The sequence below is a fragment of the Carbonicoccus niuqiaonis genome (assembly GCF_050157065.1).
Lineage (GTDB): Bacteria > Actinomycetota > Actinomycetes > Propionibacteriales > Propionibacteriaceae > Avipropionibacterium.
Window position 1 is genome coordinate 957274 of sequence record NZ_CP189573.1, and the last position, 16713, is coordinate 973986.

Below are 16713 nucleotides of genomic sequence, written 5' to 3' on the forward strand. Positions count from 1 at the left end.
TTGGCGAGCACGAACTCTTCCGGAATCAGAAGCAGGGGGGCGGTACGGAGATTGCACCTGGTCGCCATGCGGTCACCTGCTTTGCCAGACACGGCGGCGCCGAATACGGACTGGTGACGCAGCACTACGACGTTCGACCGGGCGAGCACGTCGTCGTCCACTACGCGGCACCCGCGTGGTTGTACGCCAAGGGCTCGATGGGCCTCGTCCCGCAGCGCCGTTCCGCGGCCCCGAACTGGAAGGACATCGGAGTCGCCGTGGTCGGTGTGCTGGTGCTGGTCGCGCTGATTGGCCTGATCGCCTTCGTGGCAAGCTTGGTCGGTTAGCCTACGAATCGGTCCGCTGTGCGATGTGCTGGGCAGCCGCACCGGCGGCGAGAATGTAGGTCGCCGTGTGCTCACTGACCACGGGGTCCGGAGCCGAGACCTGGTCGAGCAGGATGCCGTCGATGACGGCACACACGAATCTGGCGGCAGCCTCTGAACTGGGCCCGGGTAGTGACTCGGCGATGGCGGACACGAAACGATTCCGGGCCTCAGCGACGATCGCCTCCCTGCGCGGATCACCGGAGGCGTCGAGATAGAGGTGGAACCGCGCTCGCACATGATCGGGTCGCGCCAGCATCGCTGCGGCCACCGCCCGGGCCTGTCGAAGCAGGTCGCCGTCGTCTCCCCGTGCGTCAGCATCGCGACCTGCGTCGGTGAACGCGTGCACGAGCGGCAGATCCAGGTCCGCCAAGTGCTGCAGGACGGCTTCGGCCAGGGCGTCGGTGGTGCCGAAGTAGTACTTGGTCGAACCTTGCGCCAGGCCCGCCTCCTGTTCGACCTTGCGATGTGTCAGGCCGCGCATCCCGGCATCGGAGAGCTGGGCGATGGCAGCTTCGATGAGCGCACTCGTCGCGGCCCGGCGTTGCTCCGGTCGGCGGATTCGACCGGCGCCCGCCCCTGGGGTATCTTCCACAGTCATGGAAGATATCGCGTCCTGTCGATCCATGGCGGGAGACTGGCTCGTGCGGCGCGTCGCACGAGGTGATCACAGCGTTCGCCTCCGCATGGGCACACAGCGACTCGTCTACCTCCTCGGTCCCGAGGCCAACGCGCTGATCTTCAAGCACGACGAGTGGTTCCGCGCCCGCGAGGCGTTCGCAGCGCTGGAGATCGTCGACGGGCCCACGTCGGTGGTGCTGTCGGACGGGGAGGATCACGTCCGTCGCCGCGGGCTCATCCGACCCGCGGTCGCGCCCCGGCGCATTGACGGTTACCTGTCCACCATGGCCGGCGCCGCCGACGAGGCCCTCGAGCGCATCCGCCCCGGCGAGGCCTTCGACGCCTACGCCGTCCTGCGCAGCGCAATCCGTCGCTCGACCCTGCGCATCCTGTTCGCCGGGAGCATGGCCCACCACGCAGACGACCTCGGTGACCTGCTGCAGCCACTCCTCGACCTCAGCGACAAGCTCCCGCCGGTGCTGTCATGGCATCGACGGCTGCGCACCCCGGCATGGCGACGCGCGATGGCCGCCCGTACCGCCCTCGACGCCTTCGTCGGTCGTGAGATCGCTCGCGCACGAGCAACGGCCCCGTCGGAGCAGGACGACCGGGCCGGTGCGATGCTGCCGCTGCTCGTCCATGGCCGGGACGGGCGAGGGTCCGGGCTGGACGACCAGGAGGTCCGTGACCAGGTGGTCACGATGATCGCTGCCGGGTACGAGACCACGGGCGCGGCGATGGGGTGGATCGTGTACCTGCTCGGCCTCCATCCCCAATGGCAGGCACGGGCGCGCGACGAGGTCGCATCGGTGCTCGGTGAGCGTGCGCCCGATCCGGCCGGTCTGGCCCAACTGTCCCTGCTGCGAGCGATCGTCTCCGAGGCGCTGCGCCTCTACCCGCCGGCCATGATCTCGGCCCGATACGCCGTCGAGGGCTTCGAGCATCGCGGCGAGCGGGTCAGGCCGGGGGACCTCGTCATCTTCAGCCCGTACGCGACCCACCGAGATCCTGGTGTGTACCGCGAACCGCTGCGGTTCGATCCGAGCCGGTGGCTGGATGAGCCAGCCCCCGCCTCCAGTGAGTTCATCCCGTTCGGGGGCGGTAAGCATCGGTGTCTCGGATCGGGGCTGGCGACGGCGGAACTCACGGTGTTCCTGGCGCGCCTCCTGCGTCACGGACCCTTCAGGCTCAACCGGCCGCCCACCAGCGCTCGAGGATTCTCGGCGGTGCGCCCACATCCCGGTGTCACGATCACGATCCAGTCAACGTAGAACCCATGTACTCGGGCCTTGCGCGGATCTGACCATCAGCGATCCTTGGAGCATGCGAACAGTCAGCGCCACTGAGGCATCCCGCCGATTCTCCGACCTGCTCGATGCGATCGAGGCGGGCGACACGGTCACGGTGACCCGGGGCAACCGGCCGATCGCGGAGATTCGACCTGCGCCGTACCGAACCGGACGCGACCTGCGCGCAGCGCTGGTCGAGAGTGTCCCGCCAGATGACCGATTCGCCGCTGACATCGCTGACGCCCTGGCTGCCGAGCATCCATGACGCTCATCCGGTTCGCGCCTCGCCGCGCTCCAGCACAGCGGTGTTGAGCGCGGTCGCGATGCCGGTGAGGACGAGGCTCGCAGCAGCGATCATGACCACGACGGCCGGGGCGATGGTGCCGGTGTCGGCGAAGGTTGCGGTGCCGAGTTGGGTGGCGCGGGTGAGGGCGGCGTACGGGCTGACGAACATCACCGCGTCGAGTCCCATCACCAGCAGGGCCGACGACAGGCCTGCGCCGACGAACGCGACCGCGACCGGGGCGGCGAACGACCGCATCACCATCGACAGCCACGACTGCAAGGCAGCGACCGGCACGCACGCGAGCACGATCAGCCCGAAGATGCCCAACTGTGTCGGTGGGACGAACCCGGGCAGACCGAAGACGAGCTTGCCGAGCAGGGCGACCACGCCGAGGGCGACCAGCTGCATGACCACGGCCAGCAGGGCGACCGAGGTCGCCTTCGCGACGACGATCCGCAACGAGGACGTCGGGCCGCTCAGCAGCGCGTTCCAGTTGCTGCCCCGATGTTCCGGTCGCCACACCAGCGAGGCGCTCATCGCGATCCCGACCGGGAGCGGGAACAGCCCGTAGAACACGAACGACCGCATCCAGAGCGTCTGCCAGTCGTCGTCGAGTCCGGTGCCCTCGACGATCGTCATGATCGATCCCGTGAGGACCAGCACGACGGGCAGCAGTACGACGAGGAGCCAGCTCATCGAGCGCTTGAGCTTGACGAGTTCGGCGGTGAGGGTCTGCATGTCAGGCCTCCTGACGATCGAAGCGGTGGGTGAGAACGCCGAACGCGATGGCCGCGACGACGGCCAGCCCGGCGATGCTGAGCACGGACGGGGTGGTGGCGACCAGCTCGGACTCCACGTACCCGGCACCGGTGGCCACGGCGTAGTAACCCCACGGGACCAGGTGCGTCACCCAGCCGGGCAGGCTGCTCGTCACGAGCGCCAGGATCGTGCCGAGCAGCCCGACGCCGAGGCCGACGAGCTGGTTCTCGACCCGAGCCGACACGATGACGTGCAGGGCGACCAGCACCAGATTGACCACGAGCACCGCCGCAGTACAGCCGATCCAGCGACCGGCGGGCCACGGGGCGGAGATGCCCAGCAGCAGCCCCGTCCCCGCGGCGAGAGCACTGCTGCCGACGGTCGAGCCGGTGACCACCGCGGCCAGCGCGAGGAACTTCGCCCGGCACAGGGCCCCGGGGGTGACACCGTGCGTCGACGACAGCAGCCAGCCGCCGCCCACGTGTTCGACATCGACCTGCCGGCTGGCCAGGATCGCGAGCAGCAGCGGAGCGGCGAGCGGTAGTGCACCGCCGAACCCGGCGAGCAGCGCGTTCCACGCACTGTCGGTGGTGCGGTCGAAGTCCGGGTTGACGACACCGATGTACAGAGTGATCACGGTGGGCACGACCAACAGCGCAACGGCGAGGAGCCAACTGTGCAGGTGACGCATCTTGGCGAACTCGTTGGTGATCATGGTGCTGTTCACAGCCCACCTCCTGCGGTCAGGCCCATGAACACGTCCTCCAGCGACTGCTCCTCCCGTCGCACCCCGTGGACGCCGATTCGTGCGCCGACCAGGGTGGCGACGGCTCGCGCTGTCGTCTCGTCGTCCAGGCCGGCCAGCCGGATGACGAACTGGTTCTCACACGTCGTGCCGAACTCGCCCGCGAGCACGCGGTGAGCCTGCACCGGGTCGGTGCAGTTGATCAGGACGTCGGGAGCCGCGGCGGAGAAGAGTTGGTCACGGGTGCCCTGGAAGATCATCCGACCCTGGCTGAGGATGCCGAGCACGGTTGCGGTCTTGTCGATCTCCTCGAGCAGGTGCGAGGACACCATCACCGTGACCCCGGAATCGGCCAGCCCGCTCAGCAGCCGACGGATCTCCTCGATCCCAGCCGGGTCGAGACCGTTAGTCGGCTCGTCGAGGATCAGCAGCTTCGGCTGCCGGGCGAGCGCCATCGCGATCCCCAGCCGCTGCTTCATGCCGAGCGAGAACTCGCGCACCTTCTTGTCCAGCTGGTCCTGCAGCCGCACGAGCCGTACGGCGTGATCAACCTGCTGGTCGGTGAGGCCGAGGAGCCGCTGCACGATCCGCAGATTCTCCCGGCCGGTCAGGTGGGCGTAGCCGGGCGGGGATTCGATGAGCGACCCGATCTGCCCCAGCAGGTCCCGGCGGGTGGCGCGGGTCATCTCGGTCCCGAACACCTCGGCGCGTCCCGATGTGGGACGGATCAGGGACAGCAGCATCTTCATCGTGGTGGACTTGCCGGACCCGTTCGGGCCGAGGAATCCGTACACACTGCCCTCGGGGATGCGTAGGTCCAGGTCTTGGACGACGGCGCGGTCCCCGTACCGCTTGGTCAACTTCTCGGTGGCAACGACGAAAGACATGCCATCCACCCTGACGAACGGGGCGGCGCGAAACATCTGCCTGCGCGCTGATCTTCGACTGCACGATCTGGGTACGGAACCCGGCCCGCCTAAGCGCCGCGCTCAGTCCTTGCTGCTGCCCGCGATCCCGGTCTCGTACGCCATCACCACGGCCTGGACCCGGTCGCGCAGTCCCAACTTGGCGAGGATGCGGCCCACGTGGACCCGCGTCGTGCTCTCGGTGATCACCAGCCGTTCGGCGATCTCCCCGTTCGACAGGCCCTCGGCGATCAGGCCGAACACCTCACGTTCCCGCGGGGTCAGGTCCGACACCCGGCTGTCGTCCCACGCGTCGTCGACCGACGGGTCGGGCCGGTGTGCCGCGACGTGGTCGAGCAGCCGCCGGGTCGTGCTGGGCGCCACCACGGCGTCACCCTGGTGGACGTGGGTGATCGCTGCCGCGAGCTCCGCCACCGGTACGTCCTTGAGCAGGAACCCGGACGCACCGGCCCGGATCGCGTCGTAGGCGTACTCGTCGAGGTCGAAGGTGGTCAGGACGATCACCCGCGGGCCGCCCGATTCCCGGATGCGCCGGGTCGCCTCGACGCCGTCCAACCGAGGCATCCGCACGTCCATCAGGACGACGTCGGCCTCGACCGTACGCAACAGCTCCAGTGCGGTGTCGCCGTCGTCGGCGTCACCCACGACCTCGAACTCCGGCCGGGAGTCGAGGACCATGCGGAACCCGGCCCGATACATCTCCTGGTCGTCGACCAGCACCAGCCGGATCGTCATCGTGTCTCCTTGATCGATCGCGTCTCCTTGATCGGCAGCCGGGCCCGGACCTCGAAACCACCCTGCTCGCGGGGACCTGCGGCCACGGTCCCACCGTAGGCGGTCGCCCGCTCGCGCATGCCGACCAGGCCGTGCCCCGGGGGCGCGGCGTCGGTCGGGGCCGGGGCGGGATCGCTGCCGTCGTCGACGATGTGCAGTTCCACGGCGGTGTCGGTGTGGCGAACGGTCACCGTCACCAGGCTCAACAACGGGCCGCCGTGCTTGCGGGCATTCGTCAGCGACTCCTGCACGATCCGGTAGGCCGCCAGGTCGACGCCCGCCGGCAGGTCCGCCGGCTGCCCGGTGACGCTCCACTCGACGCGCAACCCGCCGACCCGGGCCTCGTCGACCAGCCGGTCCAGCCTGTCCAGACCCGGCTGCGGGGTGCGCGTCGCCGGGTCGTCGCTGCGCAGCACGTCGAGCATCCGCCGCATCTCCGTCATCGCTTCTCGACCGGTGTCGCGGACCCGTGCCATCGCCGTGGCCGCCTGCTCCGGATCGGTGTCCACGACCTGTGTCGCCCCCTCGGCCATCACGACCATCGTGCCCAGGCCGTGCGACACGATGTCATGGATCTCCCGGGCGATCCGGGCCCGTTCCTCTGCCGCCGCAACCTGCGCACGCGCGTCGCGCTCGAGGGCCAGCTGCTCGTTCAGCCGACGCAGGCCGGCGACGTGCTCCCTGCGGGAGCGGGCCAGCACGCCCAGGCTCGCGGCGAGGACGACGCCCAGCACGAGGACACCGACCTCGCCGATCCGCAGGTACTCCTGCCGCAGCACCGGCTGCGCCGCCACGACGATCCACGCGGTGGCCGCCACCGCCGCCGGGACTCCGGACCGCCAGCCATGCTGCGCGGCCAGGAAGTACGTCAGCAGCCCCATCACCACGAGGGGAGCCGGGGTGAGGCCCACGCCGGACACGAGAGTGCCGCAGGAGGCGACGAGAACGGCTCCGGCCACCACCAGCGGTGACCGGCGCCGCAGCACGTACAGCACGCAGATCGCGGCCGACAGCGCCTCCAAGGTGATGAACCACGGCAGCGACAGTGTCTCGAACCCGGCGTACTGCCCGGTCAGGTACATCGAGTCGTAGCCGAACAGCGCGACCGCAACGACGACGTCGATCAGCAGCGCGTGCCGCCGCAGCCACCGACCGAACGGGTTGTGGCTGAACGGGGCCGGGCGAACATCCATGTCGTCCGAGCCTATTGCCGTGGCGCATTCGTCGAAGTCGAACCAAGGGCTGGTGAAAACGGTTGCACCTGCGCTACGGTGTCGCTCACCCATTTGTTGACTCACTGCTGAGGAGACCACCGATGTTGGCTCGACGAACCCTGCTCGCCGGAACCGGAGCGGGCCTTGCCCTGGCCGGTCTTGCCGCCCCGCACGGCCACGCCACCGGACCTGCCCGACGCACCTACTACGTCGCGGCCAACGGGTCCGACGAGGCAGCCGGCACCACACCCGACACGCCTTGGGCGACCACCACCAAGATCAACAGCCTCTCGCTGAACCCCGGCGACCGGGTGCTGTTCCGCCGTGGTGACCGCTGGGACGGCAATCTGGTGATCACCGACTCCGGTGCACCGAATGCCCCGATCACGATTGGCTCGTACGGTAGCGGCTCCCGGCCCCGGATCGATGCGCACCTGCCCGGTGACGACGTGTTGGCCGCCACTGTGCTGGTGCACAACGCCGAGTACGTCCACGTCCAGGACCTCGAACTGACCAACACCGCCGCCGAGCAGGGCATGCGCACCGGCATGCTGGTGGCCGTCGACGCGCCGACGCAGCCGGTCTACTCCGGCTACCGGATCCGCAACCTGTACGTCCACGACGTGACCGGCGCGATCGACCACATCTCCAACGACACCAAGCGCAGCGGCGGCATCGGGGTGTACCTCGACGGCTCAGCCGAGGCTGTGTCCCGGTTGCACGACGTCGTGATCACCGACAACACCGTCGAACGGGTCGACCAGACCGGTATCTGGATCGACGGCAACCTCCGCAGCAAGAACCTGCCGCCCGGCACCGACACCGTCTACCGCGGCTACACCTGGGACCAGATCAAGTACACCGGGGTCGAGATCGCGTACAACCACGTCACCGACACCGCCCGCAACGGCGTGATCATCCGATACGCCGACAGCGGCAGCTTCCACCACAACGAGGTCTCGTGGACCACCCGTCGGGTCGAGGGTGGCAACTCCGTGTTCACCGTCAGCGTGTACCGATTCGTGGTCGAGTGGAACGAGGTGCACCACAACCGGGCATACGGCAAGGCTGACGGCTGCGCCTTCGACCCCGACCTCGACTCGCCGGAGACCGTGTGGCGCAACAACTACAGCCACGACAACGCGTTCGGGCTGATGACCCTGTGCACCCGACCGCGCGACTACGGCATCCAGGTCAACCAGAACATCGACATCGGCGGCAGCGGTCGGCTGCTCAACCTCAACTACGGGTTCACCGACGTGACCTTCGAGCGCAACGCCTTCTGGGTCAAGCCGGTGCCCGACGTGCAGTACCCCGAGGAGCACCCCGACTACGTCAACCCCGACCGCGAGATCGCCGGTGGCTACCCGCAGGTGATCTGGGAGACCTACCACCGCAACTCGTCCAGCTTCATCACCCCGCAGACCTACACGTACCGCCACAACGCGGTGTTCAACGAGGCGTCGACCGCGACCTTCTACCTCAATCCGCATGACGACACCTCCCACCGCACCACGGACCGTACGGTGGTCGACAACACCTTGTACGGTGCGGTTCCCGACAAGATCACTCCGATCGCCGACGGGTTCCACCACGCCGGGGAACAGGCGCCCAGCCGGTGGATCGCCGACGCTGTCGGCGCCAGGACCTACGCCTTCTGGGCAGGTGCGATCGAGGGTCGGGGTCGCCGCCCCGCCATCGGCCCCCGTCCCGGCATCGCGGGTTGACGAGCCGAACCATGATCACCAACGTTTCCGGCCGCCTGTTGGCGGTCATGATCACCGCGTTCGCCCTGCTGGTCACGGTGCTGCCGACCACGGCAACCACCGCGCACGCGCTCCGACCGCTCGACTGGGTCGGCGCCTGGACCGCGTCCCCGCTCGGGGCCGGTCGGGACACCGACACCGTGCAGGGCAAGGGATTCGACGACCAGACGGTCCGCAACGTCGTCCACCTCGCAGCCGGTGGCGACCAGGTACGGATCGAGGTGACCAACGCGTACGGCGACCGACCGTTGCACGTCGGGGCGGCCACCGTCGCCGTCCGGACCAGCGGTGGCGCGATCGATCCGACCACCGTCGCCGAGCTCCGGTTCGACGGTGCCGCATCGGCGGTCGTCGCACCCGGGGCGGTGCAGACCAGTGACCCGGTCGAGTTGTCGGTCGCCCCAGGCACCGACCTGGCCGTGAGCCTGCACCTGCCGGAGCCCACGGGCCCGGTGACCTGGCACCAGAACGCCGCCGCCACCTCGTACGTGTCGGGCCCCGGTGATCACACCGGCGACGCCGACGCGACGGCGTACGAACCGATCGGCTCGTGGTTCTTCCTGAGCCAGGTGTCGGTGCACGGCTCGGGCAGTCGTGGTGCCGTGGTCGCGTTCGGTGATTCCATCACCGAGGGCTACCGGACCACCACCGACGCCAACCACCGCTATCCCGACCTGCTGAACGCTCGCCTGGCCGCCGGGCCGGCGGGGCTGCGGCTGACCGCTCTCAACGCCGGGATCGGCGGCAACCGGCTGCTGACCGACAGCGACGGGGCGACCCGATCGCACGAGTCGGCGCAGCACCGTTTTGTCCGGGACGTGGTGTCGCGGACCGGTGCGACGACGGTGATCGCAACCTTCGGCACCAATGATCTCGCCTCGTACGGAGGCAACGCCGATGGCGGGCTCGCGACCACCGACGACCTGATCCGTGGGATGCAGCAGCTGATCGCCGAGGCGCACGCCGCAGACATCCGGATCATGGTCGGCACGATCGCACCGTTCGGCGGCTCCAACATCTACAACGAACGGACCGAGGCGGTCCGCCAGGACTACAACACCTGGGTCCGGCGCAGCGGGGAACCCGACGCGGTCGCCGACTTCGACGCAGCACTGCGCGATCCGGCCGATCCGACCCGGATCCGCGACGACCTGCACAGCGGGGACCGGGTGCACCCCAACGACGCCGGCGCGCAGGCGATGGCCGACGCCGTCGACGTGCGCTGGCTGCAGGGGCAGGAGACCGAGCCACCGGTGGCCGAGGACTACCTGGTCATCGGCACCCTCACCGCCCCGCAGCCGATGCCGGGTGGAGTCACCGAGCACGTCACCGTGCCGCTCAACAACGGGCTCTCGGAGGCGACCGAGGTCACGGTGTCGCTGTCCGTCCCCGAGGGGTGGTCGACCGAGCCGGTGCAGGTGCGGCTCGAACCCGGCCAGGACGCGAACGTGTCAGTGCCGGTGACGGCACCGAGCACCCCGACCATCGGCACCGTACGGGCAGGGGTCGAGGCCGGCTCGACACTGGTGTTGGGGCAGCCCGCGCTCGACCTGGTGACGGTACCCGCGGTCTCCCTGGCAGCCCTGGCCCTCGACTTCGGCGGACCCGAGTCGCCGGTGCTGCAGGGGTACCGCGGCGTGTCCCCGGCCGACGTCGAGGACGGGAGTGGGTTCGGTTGGGTCGGCACGGTGCCCGACTGGCGCGACCGTGGCGTCGGCGGCCCGTTGAGCAGCGACTTCGTGATGTCGACCGAGCCGGTGACCCTGCGGCTGTCCATCCCCGCGGGGGAGCACACCGTCCACGTGCTGACCGGCGACGCCAGCTATGCAGCCGGCCGGCTGGTGCTCCACGAGGGCGAGACACTGCTCGCCGACACCGACGGCAAGCTGGCCGCCGGCGAACTGCGCTGGTTGACCTTCACCCTCGACGGTGGCGCGTCGGGCCGTACGGTCGACCTCACCGCCACCGTCGCGAGCACCGGGACCCTCCGGCTCAATGCCCTCGCCGTGATGGCCTGACCGATGGCGCAGGGTCGGCCGTCGTGCCGACCGTGCTGCGGAAGCGGCGCCGGTACTCACCCGGCGTCGTGCCCAGCACGCGGTTGAAGGCGCGGCGCAGCGAGTCGTCGGAGCCGAACCCGGAGTGCCGGGCGACCGCGGCGAGATCGGAACTGCCGGACTCCAGCAACGCCTGGGCGGCCTCCACCCGTACCTGCTCGACGTACTGGGCCGGGGTCAGGTCGGACTCCCGCCGCAGCATCCGACGCAGGTGACGTTCGCTCAGGTTGGCGCGGGCCGCGAGCGCCCGGGCACTGTGGTCGTCGGCCGGGGCGGCGACGACCTCGTCCAGCACCCGCCGCAGTACGGCGTTGCTGTCGGCCGTCGGTCCGACCGTGCTGCGGATGCTGAACTGGGACTGCCCGCCGGGGCGCTGCATGAACATGACCAGGTGCTTGGCGATGGACCGGGCGACGTCGACACCGCTGTCCTCCTCGATCAGTGCCAGCGCCGCGTCGATCCCGGCCGTCACACCGGCCGAGGTGATCACCGGTCCGTCCCGGACGAAGATCGCATCCGGCTCGACCCGCAGCGCCGGGTAGCGCCGCGACATGTCCTCGCAGGCCGCCCAGTGGGTGGTGATCCGCCGACCGTCGAGGATCCCGGCCTCGGCCAACAGGTACGACCCGGTGCACACCGACATCGTCCGCCGGGATCGCCGGTGGATCCGCTCGACCTGTGCCACGACGGCGGGGGGCACGGAGGCCGGTGGCCGGACGCCGGGGACGAGCAACACGTCGACCCGACCGTGGACATCGGCGAGGGCGGTGTCGACGTCCAGTCGGATCCCGACGTCGCTCCGTACGGCCCGGCCGGTCACCGACGCCAGCCGGACGCGGTGGCCCGCCCAGGCGAACGCCTGCACCGGGCCTGCCAGGTCGAGCAGCACGACGTGGTCGGTGACGACCACGAGCAGTTCCCTGCGCAGGCGGCTCTTCATCCTGCCAGCCTGACGAACCCTGACCACGTCCGCAAGGACACGTGACATGCAGCTCCGGACTTGGGGAACTTGCCCGGCCGGGGCGGCGTTGCCCGAGTGTGAAGACCTTGCCTGCCCTGTTGTCCTTGGTCGTGCTCGTCCTGCTGGGCGCCGCCGGCTGCCAGTCCCAGGGTTCGGGGGCGGTGACCTTCGACGACGGATACGTGAAGGCCATGCCGGCGGGGGAGATGACGGCGATCTTCGGGGTGATCCGCAACGACACCGGAGCAGACGTGACGGTCGTGTCGGCGAGCAGCGAGTCCGCCGAGACGGTCGAACTGCACGAGATGATCATGCAGGACGGCCAGATGGTGATGCGGGAACGGGCCGGCGGCTTCGTCATCCCGGCCGGCGAGTCGATGGCCCTCGAGCCCGGCGGGCTGCACCTGATGCTGATCGGGCTCACCGAAGAGATCCGGGCGGGCGACCAGGTGTCGGCCACGTTGACGCTGGCCGACGGCGGCACCCTCCAGGTCACCGCCACCGGCCGCGACATGGCGAACGCCCAGGAGTCGTACGACCCCGACAGCCAGCACGGCGGGTTCCTGGCCCGTGAGGGACGGTGACCGGGCGGAGTCCCGTCAGCCGTCGCGGCATGTTGCTCGGCGGCGGACTGACCGCGGTCGGCGTGGGCGCCGGGGTCGCCGGGACGACGGCGGTGCAGCGCGTCACCGAGCCCGAGCCACCGCAGTTGCTGATCGACTTCCACGGGCCACACCAGGCGGGGGTGGAGACGCCACCACAGCAGCATCTGGTGCTGAACGCGTACGACCTGAGGCCGGGGACCGACCGCGAAGCCGTCCGGCGGATGCTCACCCTGGTCACCGACGACAGCTCCCGGCTCACCCGGGCCGAACCGGCGATCAACGACCAGGAACCCCAGCTGGCAACGATTCCCGCCCGACTGACCGTCACCCTCGGCTTCGGGCCGGGATGGTTCGACAAGCTCGGCCTGCAGCAGCTCCGGCCCGCCGGGTTGGCCGACCTGCCGTCGTACGAGATCGATCGGCTGCAGCCGGAGTTCGGCGACGGTGACCTGATCATGCAGATCGGCGCCGACGACCCGACCGTGCTGTCCCACACGGCACGGCAGTTGACCAAGACGATCCGCGGTTTCGCCGCGCCCCGGTGGTCGCAGCGCGGCTTCACCGCCGAGCCGCGCAACCTGATGGGGCAGGTGGACGGCACGGTGAACCCGGAGGCAGGCACCGACGACTTCGGCGCCGTCGTCTGGTCGGACGAACCGGGCTGGTTCACCGGCGGCACCACGATGGTGTTCCGCCGGATCCGGATGCAGCTCGACACTTGGGACGAACTCGACGCGATCGGCAAGGAGCTCACGGTGGGCCGCACCCTCGACACCGGGGCACCCCTCACCGGGACCGCCGAGACCGACGTCCCCGACTTCACCGCCACCGACGCGAACGGGCTGCCGATCATCCCACCGTTCTCCCACGTCGCCCGCGCCGCACCACGCCACGGCGTCGACCGGTTCCTGCGCAGGCCCTACAGCTACGACGACGGACTGGTCGACGGCACGACCGACGCCGGGCTGTTGTTCTGCACCTTCCAGGCCGACATCGCCACCCAGTACGTGCCGGTGCAGGACCGGCTCGCCGAGCTGGACAGCCTGAACGACTGGACGGTGCCGATCGGCTCCGGGGTGTACGCCATTCCGCCCGGCTGCGAGCCCGGTGGCTTCGTCGGGGAGGGCCTGTTCGGATGAGGGTTCTCGTACGGTTGGGCTGCGTGTTCGTGCTGGTGGGGGCAATGCTGTTCGGCAGCACCGCCTGCAGTACGCCGGCCCGGGCACACGTGGAGGCGGTGGCGTCGTCCTCACCGGAGCACCGGTCGGTGGTGACGGAACTGGACGCGATCACGATCACCTTCACCGGGACGACGCGACCCGACTTCGCCACCTACGCCCTGCGCTCGGCCGACCAACGTGATCATGGACTGGCCGCACCGGTCCACGAGGACGACGACACCGTCGTGGTGCTGACCCCGGAGCAGGAGTTGCCCGACGGGTTGTACCGGGTGGCCTACCAGATCATGTTCGACGACGGGCACGCCGCCTCCGGGGTGATCCAGTTCGAGCTCAGCGCGGACGGTGTGGCCCGGGCAGGGGAGTGGCCGGCGAGCGATCCGGCGCCGGCCCGGCCCGAGCCCGAGCGGGCGGACGTCGGTGGGCTGTTGCCGTGGCTGATCGGGATCGCCGCGGTGGGCCTGGCCGCCTTCACCGTGGTGCTGGTCCGGGCCCGCCGCCGGACGTCAGGACCCGGGTCCGGGCAGACCTGACGACACGATCAGGGAACCGACCGCCGCGGCATGGCAGATTGTCGGCATGCGGTTGCTCGTGGTCGAGGACGAAGAGGTGCTGGCCTACAGCCTGGCGCGCGGTCTGGGCGCTGAGGGCCATGCCGTCGACGTCGCGTACGACGGGTGGCACGGTCACCTGCGGGCGAGTACGGGGGAGTACGGCCTGATCGTGCTCGACCTGATGCTGCCGGGCAAGAGCGGCTATGACGTGTGCCGCGAGCTGCGGGCCGACGGCATCGCCACCCCGATCCTGGTGCTGACCGCCCGCGACGGCGTCGAGGACCACACCGAGGCACTCGACTGCGGCGCCGACGACTACCTGACCAAACCGTTCTCGTTCGCGGTGCTGTTGGCGCACCTGCGGGCCCTCGATCGACGCCGTACGGCCGCCCTGGAACCACAGCCGACCGTCGGTGACCTGGTGCTCGACCTGCGTCACCGGCGGGTGCTGCGGGCCGGCCGGTCGATCCCGCTGACCGATCGTGAGTTGGCCCTGCTGGAGGTGCTGATGCGGCACCCCGGATCCGTGCTGAGCAAGGACGAACTGCTGTTGCAGGCGTGGCCGGGTGACCCTGAGGACACCAATCTGGTCGAGGCCCGGATGAGCGCCTTGCGTCGCAAGATCGACACCCCGTTCGGCCGCCGCAGCCTGCAGACGGTTCGCGGTGAGGGCTATCGACTGGTCGACGAGCGGAGTTGATCATGGCGACGGTTGGTCAGTCGGGCAACGGGACTGTGATGCGGTTCGGTGATCATGCGCGTGTGCTGGTACGGCATGCCCGGATGAAACTGGGCCAGGGATGGCGAAGTGCCCTGCGGCTCGGCATGCACGGGGCGATGGCAGCCGCGGCGGTGTCCCTGGTGCTGGTGGGGGTGCCGACGGTTGCGGGGATCAGCAGCTCTGTCAGGTGGGTGACTGACGTACCCGTCTCCGTGGAGGGATCGGACTTCCACGGGGCCATCGTCAACGTCCAGCGCTCGTTGGAGTCGACGGGAGGCCTGGAGCCCGTCGGCAACTCCACCTGGCGTGTTGACTGGGTGGAGGTCGACGCCGGCACCGTGACCAGGCACCGGGACCGGGAGTTCGTCGACGAAGCTGCCGCTCGGGAATTCGCCGCCCAGGTCAACGGTGCGGTGGTCCGATCCATGGACCTACCGCTTCGCGACTGGGTGGGCAGGGTCGTCACCGCCCCGGACGGCCGACCGGCCATGGAGATCGTGACAGCTGACGGAAGGCTCATCCACCGCTCGCCGGCCATTCCCGTCGCACCGGGGCACCAAGGTCCGATCACCCCCGACGTCCCCCACGTACCGGCGCGCGAGACTCCCTCCGCAGACTGGGTCGGTCAACCGATCGCAGGGTCCGGGGGCCCTCAGCAGGCGGTGTGTGCACTGACCGACAGCACCTACTGGAGGTACGGGGAAGGTGTACTTCGCGATGTGCCTCCTCCCGCCGAGGGTGCAGCGGTGCGAATCTGTGTGTTCCGTACCGCCGACCACATCCGGGCCGCGCAACTGAGCGACGTCGGGGCAGTGTTGAGCAGGGGTGTCGAGAACTTCCCGGGCTACTGGGCGATCACGTTCCCGGTGCTGCTCGCGGGGGCCGTCGTGGTCGACCGGTTCCGCCACCGACTGCGGCGGGCCGCGCAGCAGGACGTCCCGGCCCTGATGGCCAAGCCCCGCCCCGGCAGCCTGCTCGGTGGGCTCACCGACGACGTCAACCAGTCGCTGTCGCGGGCCCGCGCGTCGATCGAACAGCAGCGCGGCTTCGTCGCCGACGCCGCCCACGAACTGCGCAGCCCGCTGAGCAGCCTGATCACCACCCTCGAGGTCGCCGAACGGCACCCGCACCTGGTCGACAGCCGGCAGGTCACCCGGACGTCGCTGACCCAGGCCCGCCGACTCGAACGACTCACCCAGGACCTGCTGCTGCTCGCCCGGCTCGATGCCCGGGCACCGCTGCGCGAGGACGTCGTCGACCTGGCCGACGTGGTCCGCGAGGTGGTGTCCGACAGCTTCGACCCGGGCCGACCGATCACCCTCGACGGCCTCACCCCGACACCGGCGATCGGCGACCGGGACGCGTTCCGCCGGATCCTGCAGAACCTGATCGACAACGCCGTCCGGCATGCCGCCACCGGCGTCACCGTGTCGGTCACCCACGAGCGGTGCCGGGCCCGGCTGATCGTCGCCAACGACGGCACCCCCGTCCCGGCCGCCGACGCCGACCGGATCTTCGACCGGTTCACCCGGCTGGACGAGTCGCGGGGTCGCAACGCCGGTGGCTCCGGACTCGGGCTGGCGATCGCCCGGGGCCTGGCCGAGCGCTATCGCGGCACCCTGGAGCTGCTGCCGGGCCGGACCGACGGGGCCGCCTTCAGCTGGGAGGTACCGCTCGCGCGGTGAGGGCGACTCGCCCGGAGAAAACTCGTTGAACCGGTACCACCGGGCGCGTAGCGTGGTGGCCAACGAGATAGGAGGTGATCCGAACTGTGATGAATCTTCGGACGCGTGAGGTGGTTCGCCACTGAGGCGAGCCCTACCAGTCAAGGGACCGTCTCGTGAATACCACGAGCCACCGGGCCCACGGGTGCCGGCCTTCGTCCAGCCGGC

At 69.8% G+C, this 16713-nt stretch carries 17 protein-coding genes; 10 read left to right on the forward strand and 7 right to left on the reverse strand.

Annotation, left to right across the window (positions count from 1 at the left end; genetic code table 11):
- The first annotated feature begins 113 nt into the window (after nt 1-113).
- Entirely contained in the window at nt 114-326 is a 213-nt protein-coding gene (locus tag ACQBAU_RS04350) for a hypothetical protein (RefSeq protein WP_465255064.1), read from the forward strand.
- 1 nt (nt 327) lies between these two features.
- Here ACQBAU_RS04350 and ACQBAU_RS04355 read toward each other — a convergent pair whose 3' ends face one another.
- On the reverse strand, nt 328-993 hold the full coding sequence (locus tag ACQBAU_RS04355) for a TetR/AcrR family transcriptional regulator (protein ID WP_465255063.1): 666 nt from the start codon (nt 991-993) through the stop codon (nt 328-330).
- Nucleotides 994-1051: 58 nt separating this feature from the next.
- On the opposite strand from ACQBAU_RS04355, the gene ACQBAU_RS04360 reads away from it, so the two are divergent.
- Together ACQBAU_RS04360 and ACQBAU_RS04365 are read left to right on the forward strand one after the other, a co-directional pair.
- On the forward strand, nt 1052-2257 hold the full coding sequence (locus ACQBAU_RS04360; protein WP_465259452.1) for a cytochrome P450: 1206 nt from the start codon (nt 1052-1054) through the stop codon (nt 2255-2257).
- 52 nt (nt 2258-2309) lie between these two features.
- Entirely contained in the window at nt 2310-2540 is a 231-nt protein-coding gene (locus tag ACQBAU_RS04365; protein WP_465255061.1) for a type II toxin-antitoxin system Phd/YefM family antitoxin, read from the forward strand.
- 3 nt (nt 2541-2543) lie between these two features.
- Here ACQBAU_RS04365 and ACQBAU_RS04370 read toward each other — a convergent pair whose 3' ends face one another.
- From ACQBAU_RS04370 to ACQBAU_RS04390, 5 genes are all read right to left on the reverse strand, one after another.
- Nucleotides 2544-3299, reverse strand: coding sequence for an ABC transporter permease (locus tag ACQBAU_RS04370; protein WP_465255060.1), 756 nt, complete (start codon nt 3297-3299; stop codon nt 2544-2546).
- A gap of 1 nt (nt 3300) precedes the next feature.
- Entirely contained in the window at nt 3301-4047 is a 747-nt protein-coding gene (locus ACQBAU_RS04375) for an ABC transporter permease (RefSeq protein WP_465255059.1), read from the reverse strand.
- On the reverse strand, nt 4044-4952 hold the full coding sequence (locus ACQBAU_RS04380) for an ABC transporter ATP-binding protein (RefSeq protein ID WP_465255058.1): 909 nt from the start codon (nt 4950-4952) through the stop codon (nt 4044-4046). Before ACQBAU_RS04380 ends, ACQBAU_RS04375 begins: the two co-directional genes overlap by 4 nt.
- Before the next feature lie 102 nt (nt 4953-5054).
- Nucleotides 5055-5726 (reverse strand): response regulator, encoded by a 672-nt coding sequence (locus ACQBAU_RS04385; protein ID WP_465255057.1) that lies wholly within the window; start codon nt 5724-5726, stop codon nt 5055-5057.
- A complete protein-coding gene (locus tag ACQBAU_RS04390; RefSeq protein WP_465255056.1) occupies nt 5723-6958 on the reverse strand; it encodes a sensor histidine kinase in 1236 nt (411 codons plus the stop codon). The genes ACQBAU_RS04385 and ACQBAU_RS04390 overlap by 4 nt, the downstream gene beginning before the upstream one ends.
- 122 nt (nt 6959-7080) lie before the next feature.
- Here ACQBAU_RS04390 and ACQBAU_RS04395 point away from each other — a divergent pair, with 122 nt between their 5' ends.
- Both ACQBAU_RS04395 and ACQBAU_RS04400 read left to right on the forward strand, forming a co-directional pair.
- A complete protein-coding gene (locus ACQBAU_RS04395; protein WP_465255055.1) occupies nt 7081-8706 on the forward strand; it encodes a right-handed parallel beta-helix repeat-containing protein in 1626 nt (541 codons plus the stop codon).
- Between the two features lie 11 nt (nt 8707-8717).
- Nucleotides 8718-10763 carry an SGNH/GDSL hydrolase family protein gene (locus tag ACQBAU_RS04400; protein WP_465255054.1) on the forward strand — a complete coding sequence of 682 codons (2046 nt, stop codon included), beginning with the start codon at nt 8718-8720 and terminating at the stop codon, nt 10761-10763.
- On the opposite strand, the gene ACQBAU_RS04405 is transcribed toward ACQBAU_RS04400, so the two are convergent.
- Entirely contained in the window at nt 10738-11742 is a 1005-nt protein-coding gene (locus tag ACQBAU_RS04405) for a GlxA family transcriptional regulator (protein ID WP_465255053.1), read from the reverse strand. The two genes, ACQBAU_RS04400 and ACQBAU_RS04405, sit on opposite strands and share 26 nt — an antisense overlap.
- A gap of 107 nt (nt 11743-11849) precedes the next feature.
- Here ACQBAU_RS04405 and ACQBAU_RS04410 point away from each other — a divergent pair, with 107 nt between their 5' ends.
- Genes ACQBAU_RS04410 through ACQBAU_RS04430 form a run of 5 tightly spaced genes read left to right on the forward strand, consistent with a single transcriptional unit; the run spans nt 11850 to nt 16506 of the window.
- A complete protein-coding gene (locus ACQBAU_RS04410; protein ID WP_465255052.1) occupies nt 11850-12347 on the forward strand; it encodes a copper chaperone PCu(A)C in 498 nt (165 codons plus the stop codon).
- The gene (locus ACQBAU_RS04415) at nt 12344-13507 is read left to right on the forward strand and encodes a Dyp-type peroxidase (protein WP_465255051.1); all 1164 of its coding nucleotides are present in this window, start codon (nt 12344-12346) and stop codon (nt 13505-13507) included. Before ACQBAU_RS04410 ends, ACQBAU_RS04415 begins: the two co-directional genes overlap by 4 nt.
- Nucleotides 13504-14079, forward strand: a complete 576-nt coding sequence (locus ACQBAU_RS04420; RefSeq protein ID WP_465255050.1) for a copper resistance CopC family protein — start codon at nt 13504-13506, stop codon at nt 14077-14079. Before ACQBAU_RS04415 ends, ACQBAU_RS04420 begins: the two co-directional genes overlap by 4 nt.
- 46 nt (nt 14080-14125) lie before the next feature.
- Entirely contained in the window at nt 14126-14800 is a 675-nt protein-coding gene (locus ACQBAU_RS04425) for a response regulator transcription factor (protein ID WP_465255049.1), read from the forward strand.
- Nucleotides 14801-14802: 2 nt separating this feature from the next.
- Complete coding sequence (locus ACQBAU_RS04430; protein ID WP_465255048.1) at nt 14803-16506, forward strand: sensor histidine kinase; 1704 nt, start codon at nt 14803-14805, stop codon at nt 16504-16506.
- Nucleotides 16507-16713 lie beyond the last annotated feature (207 nt).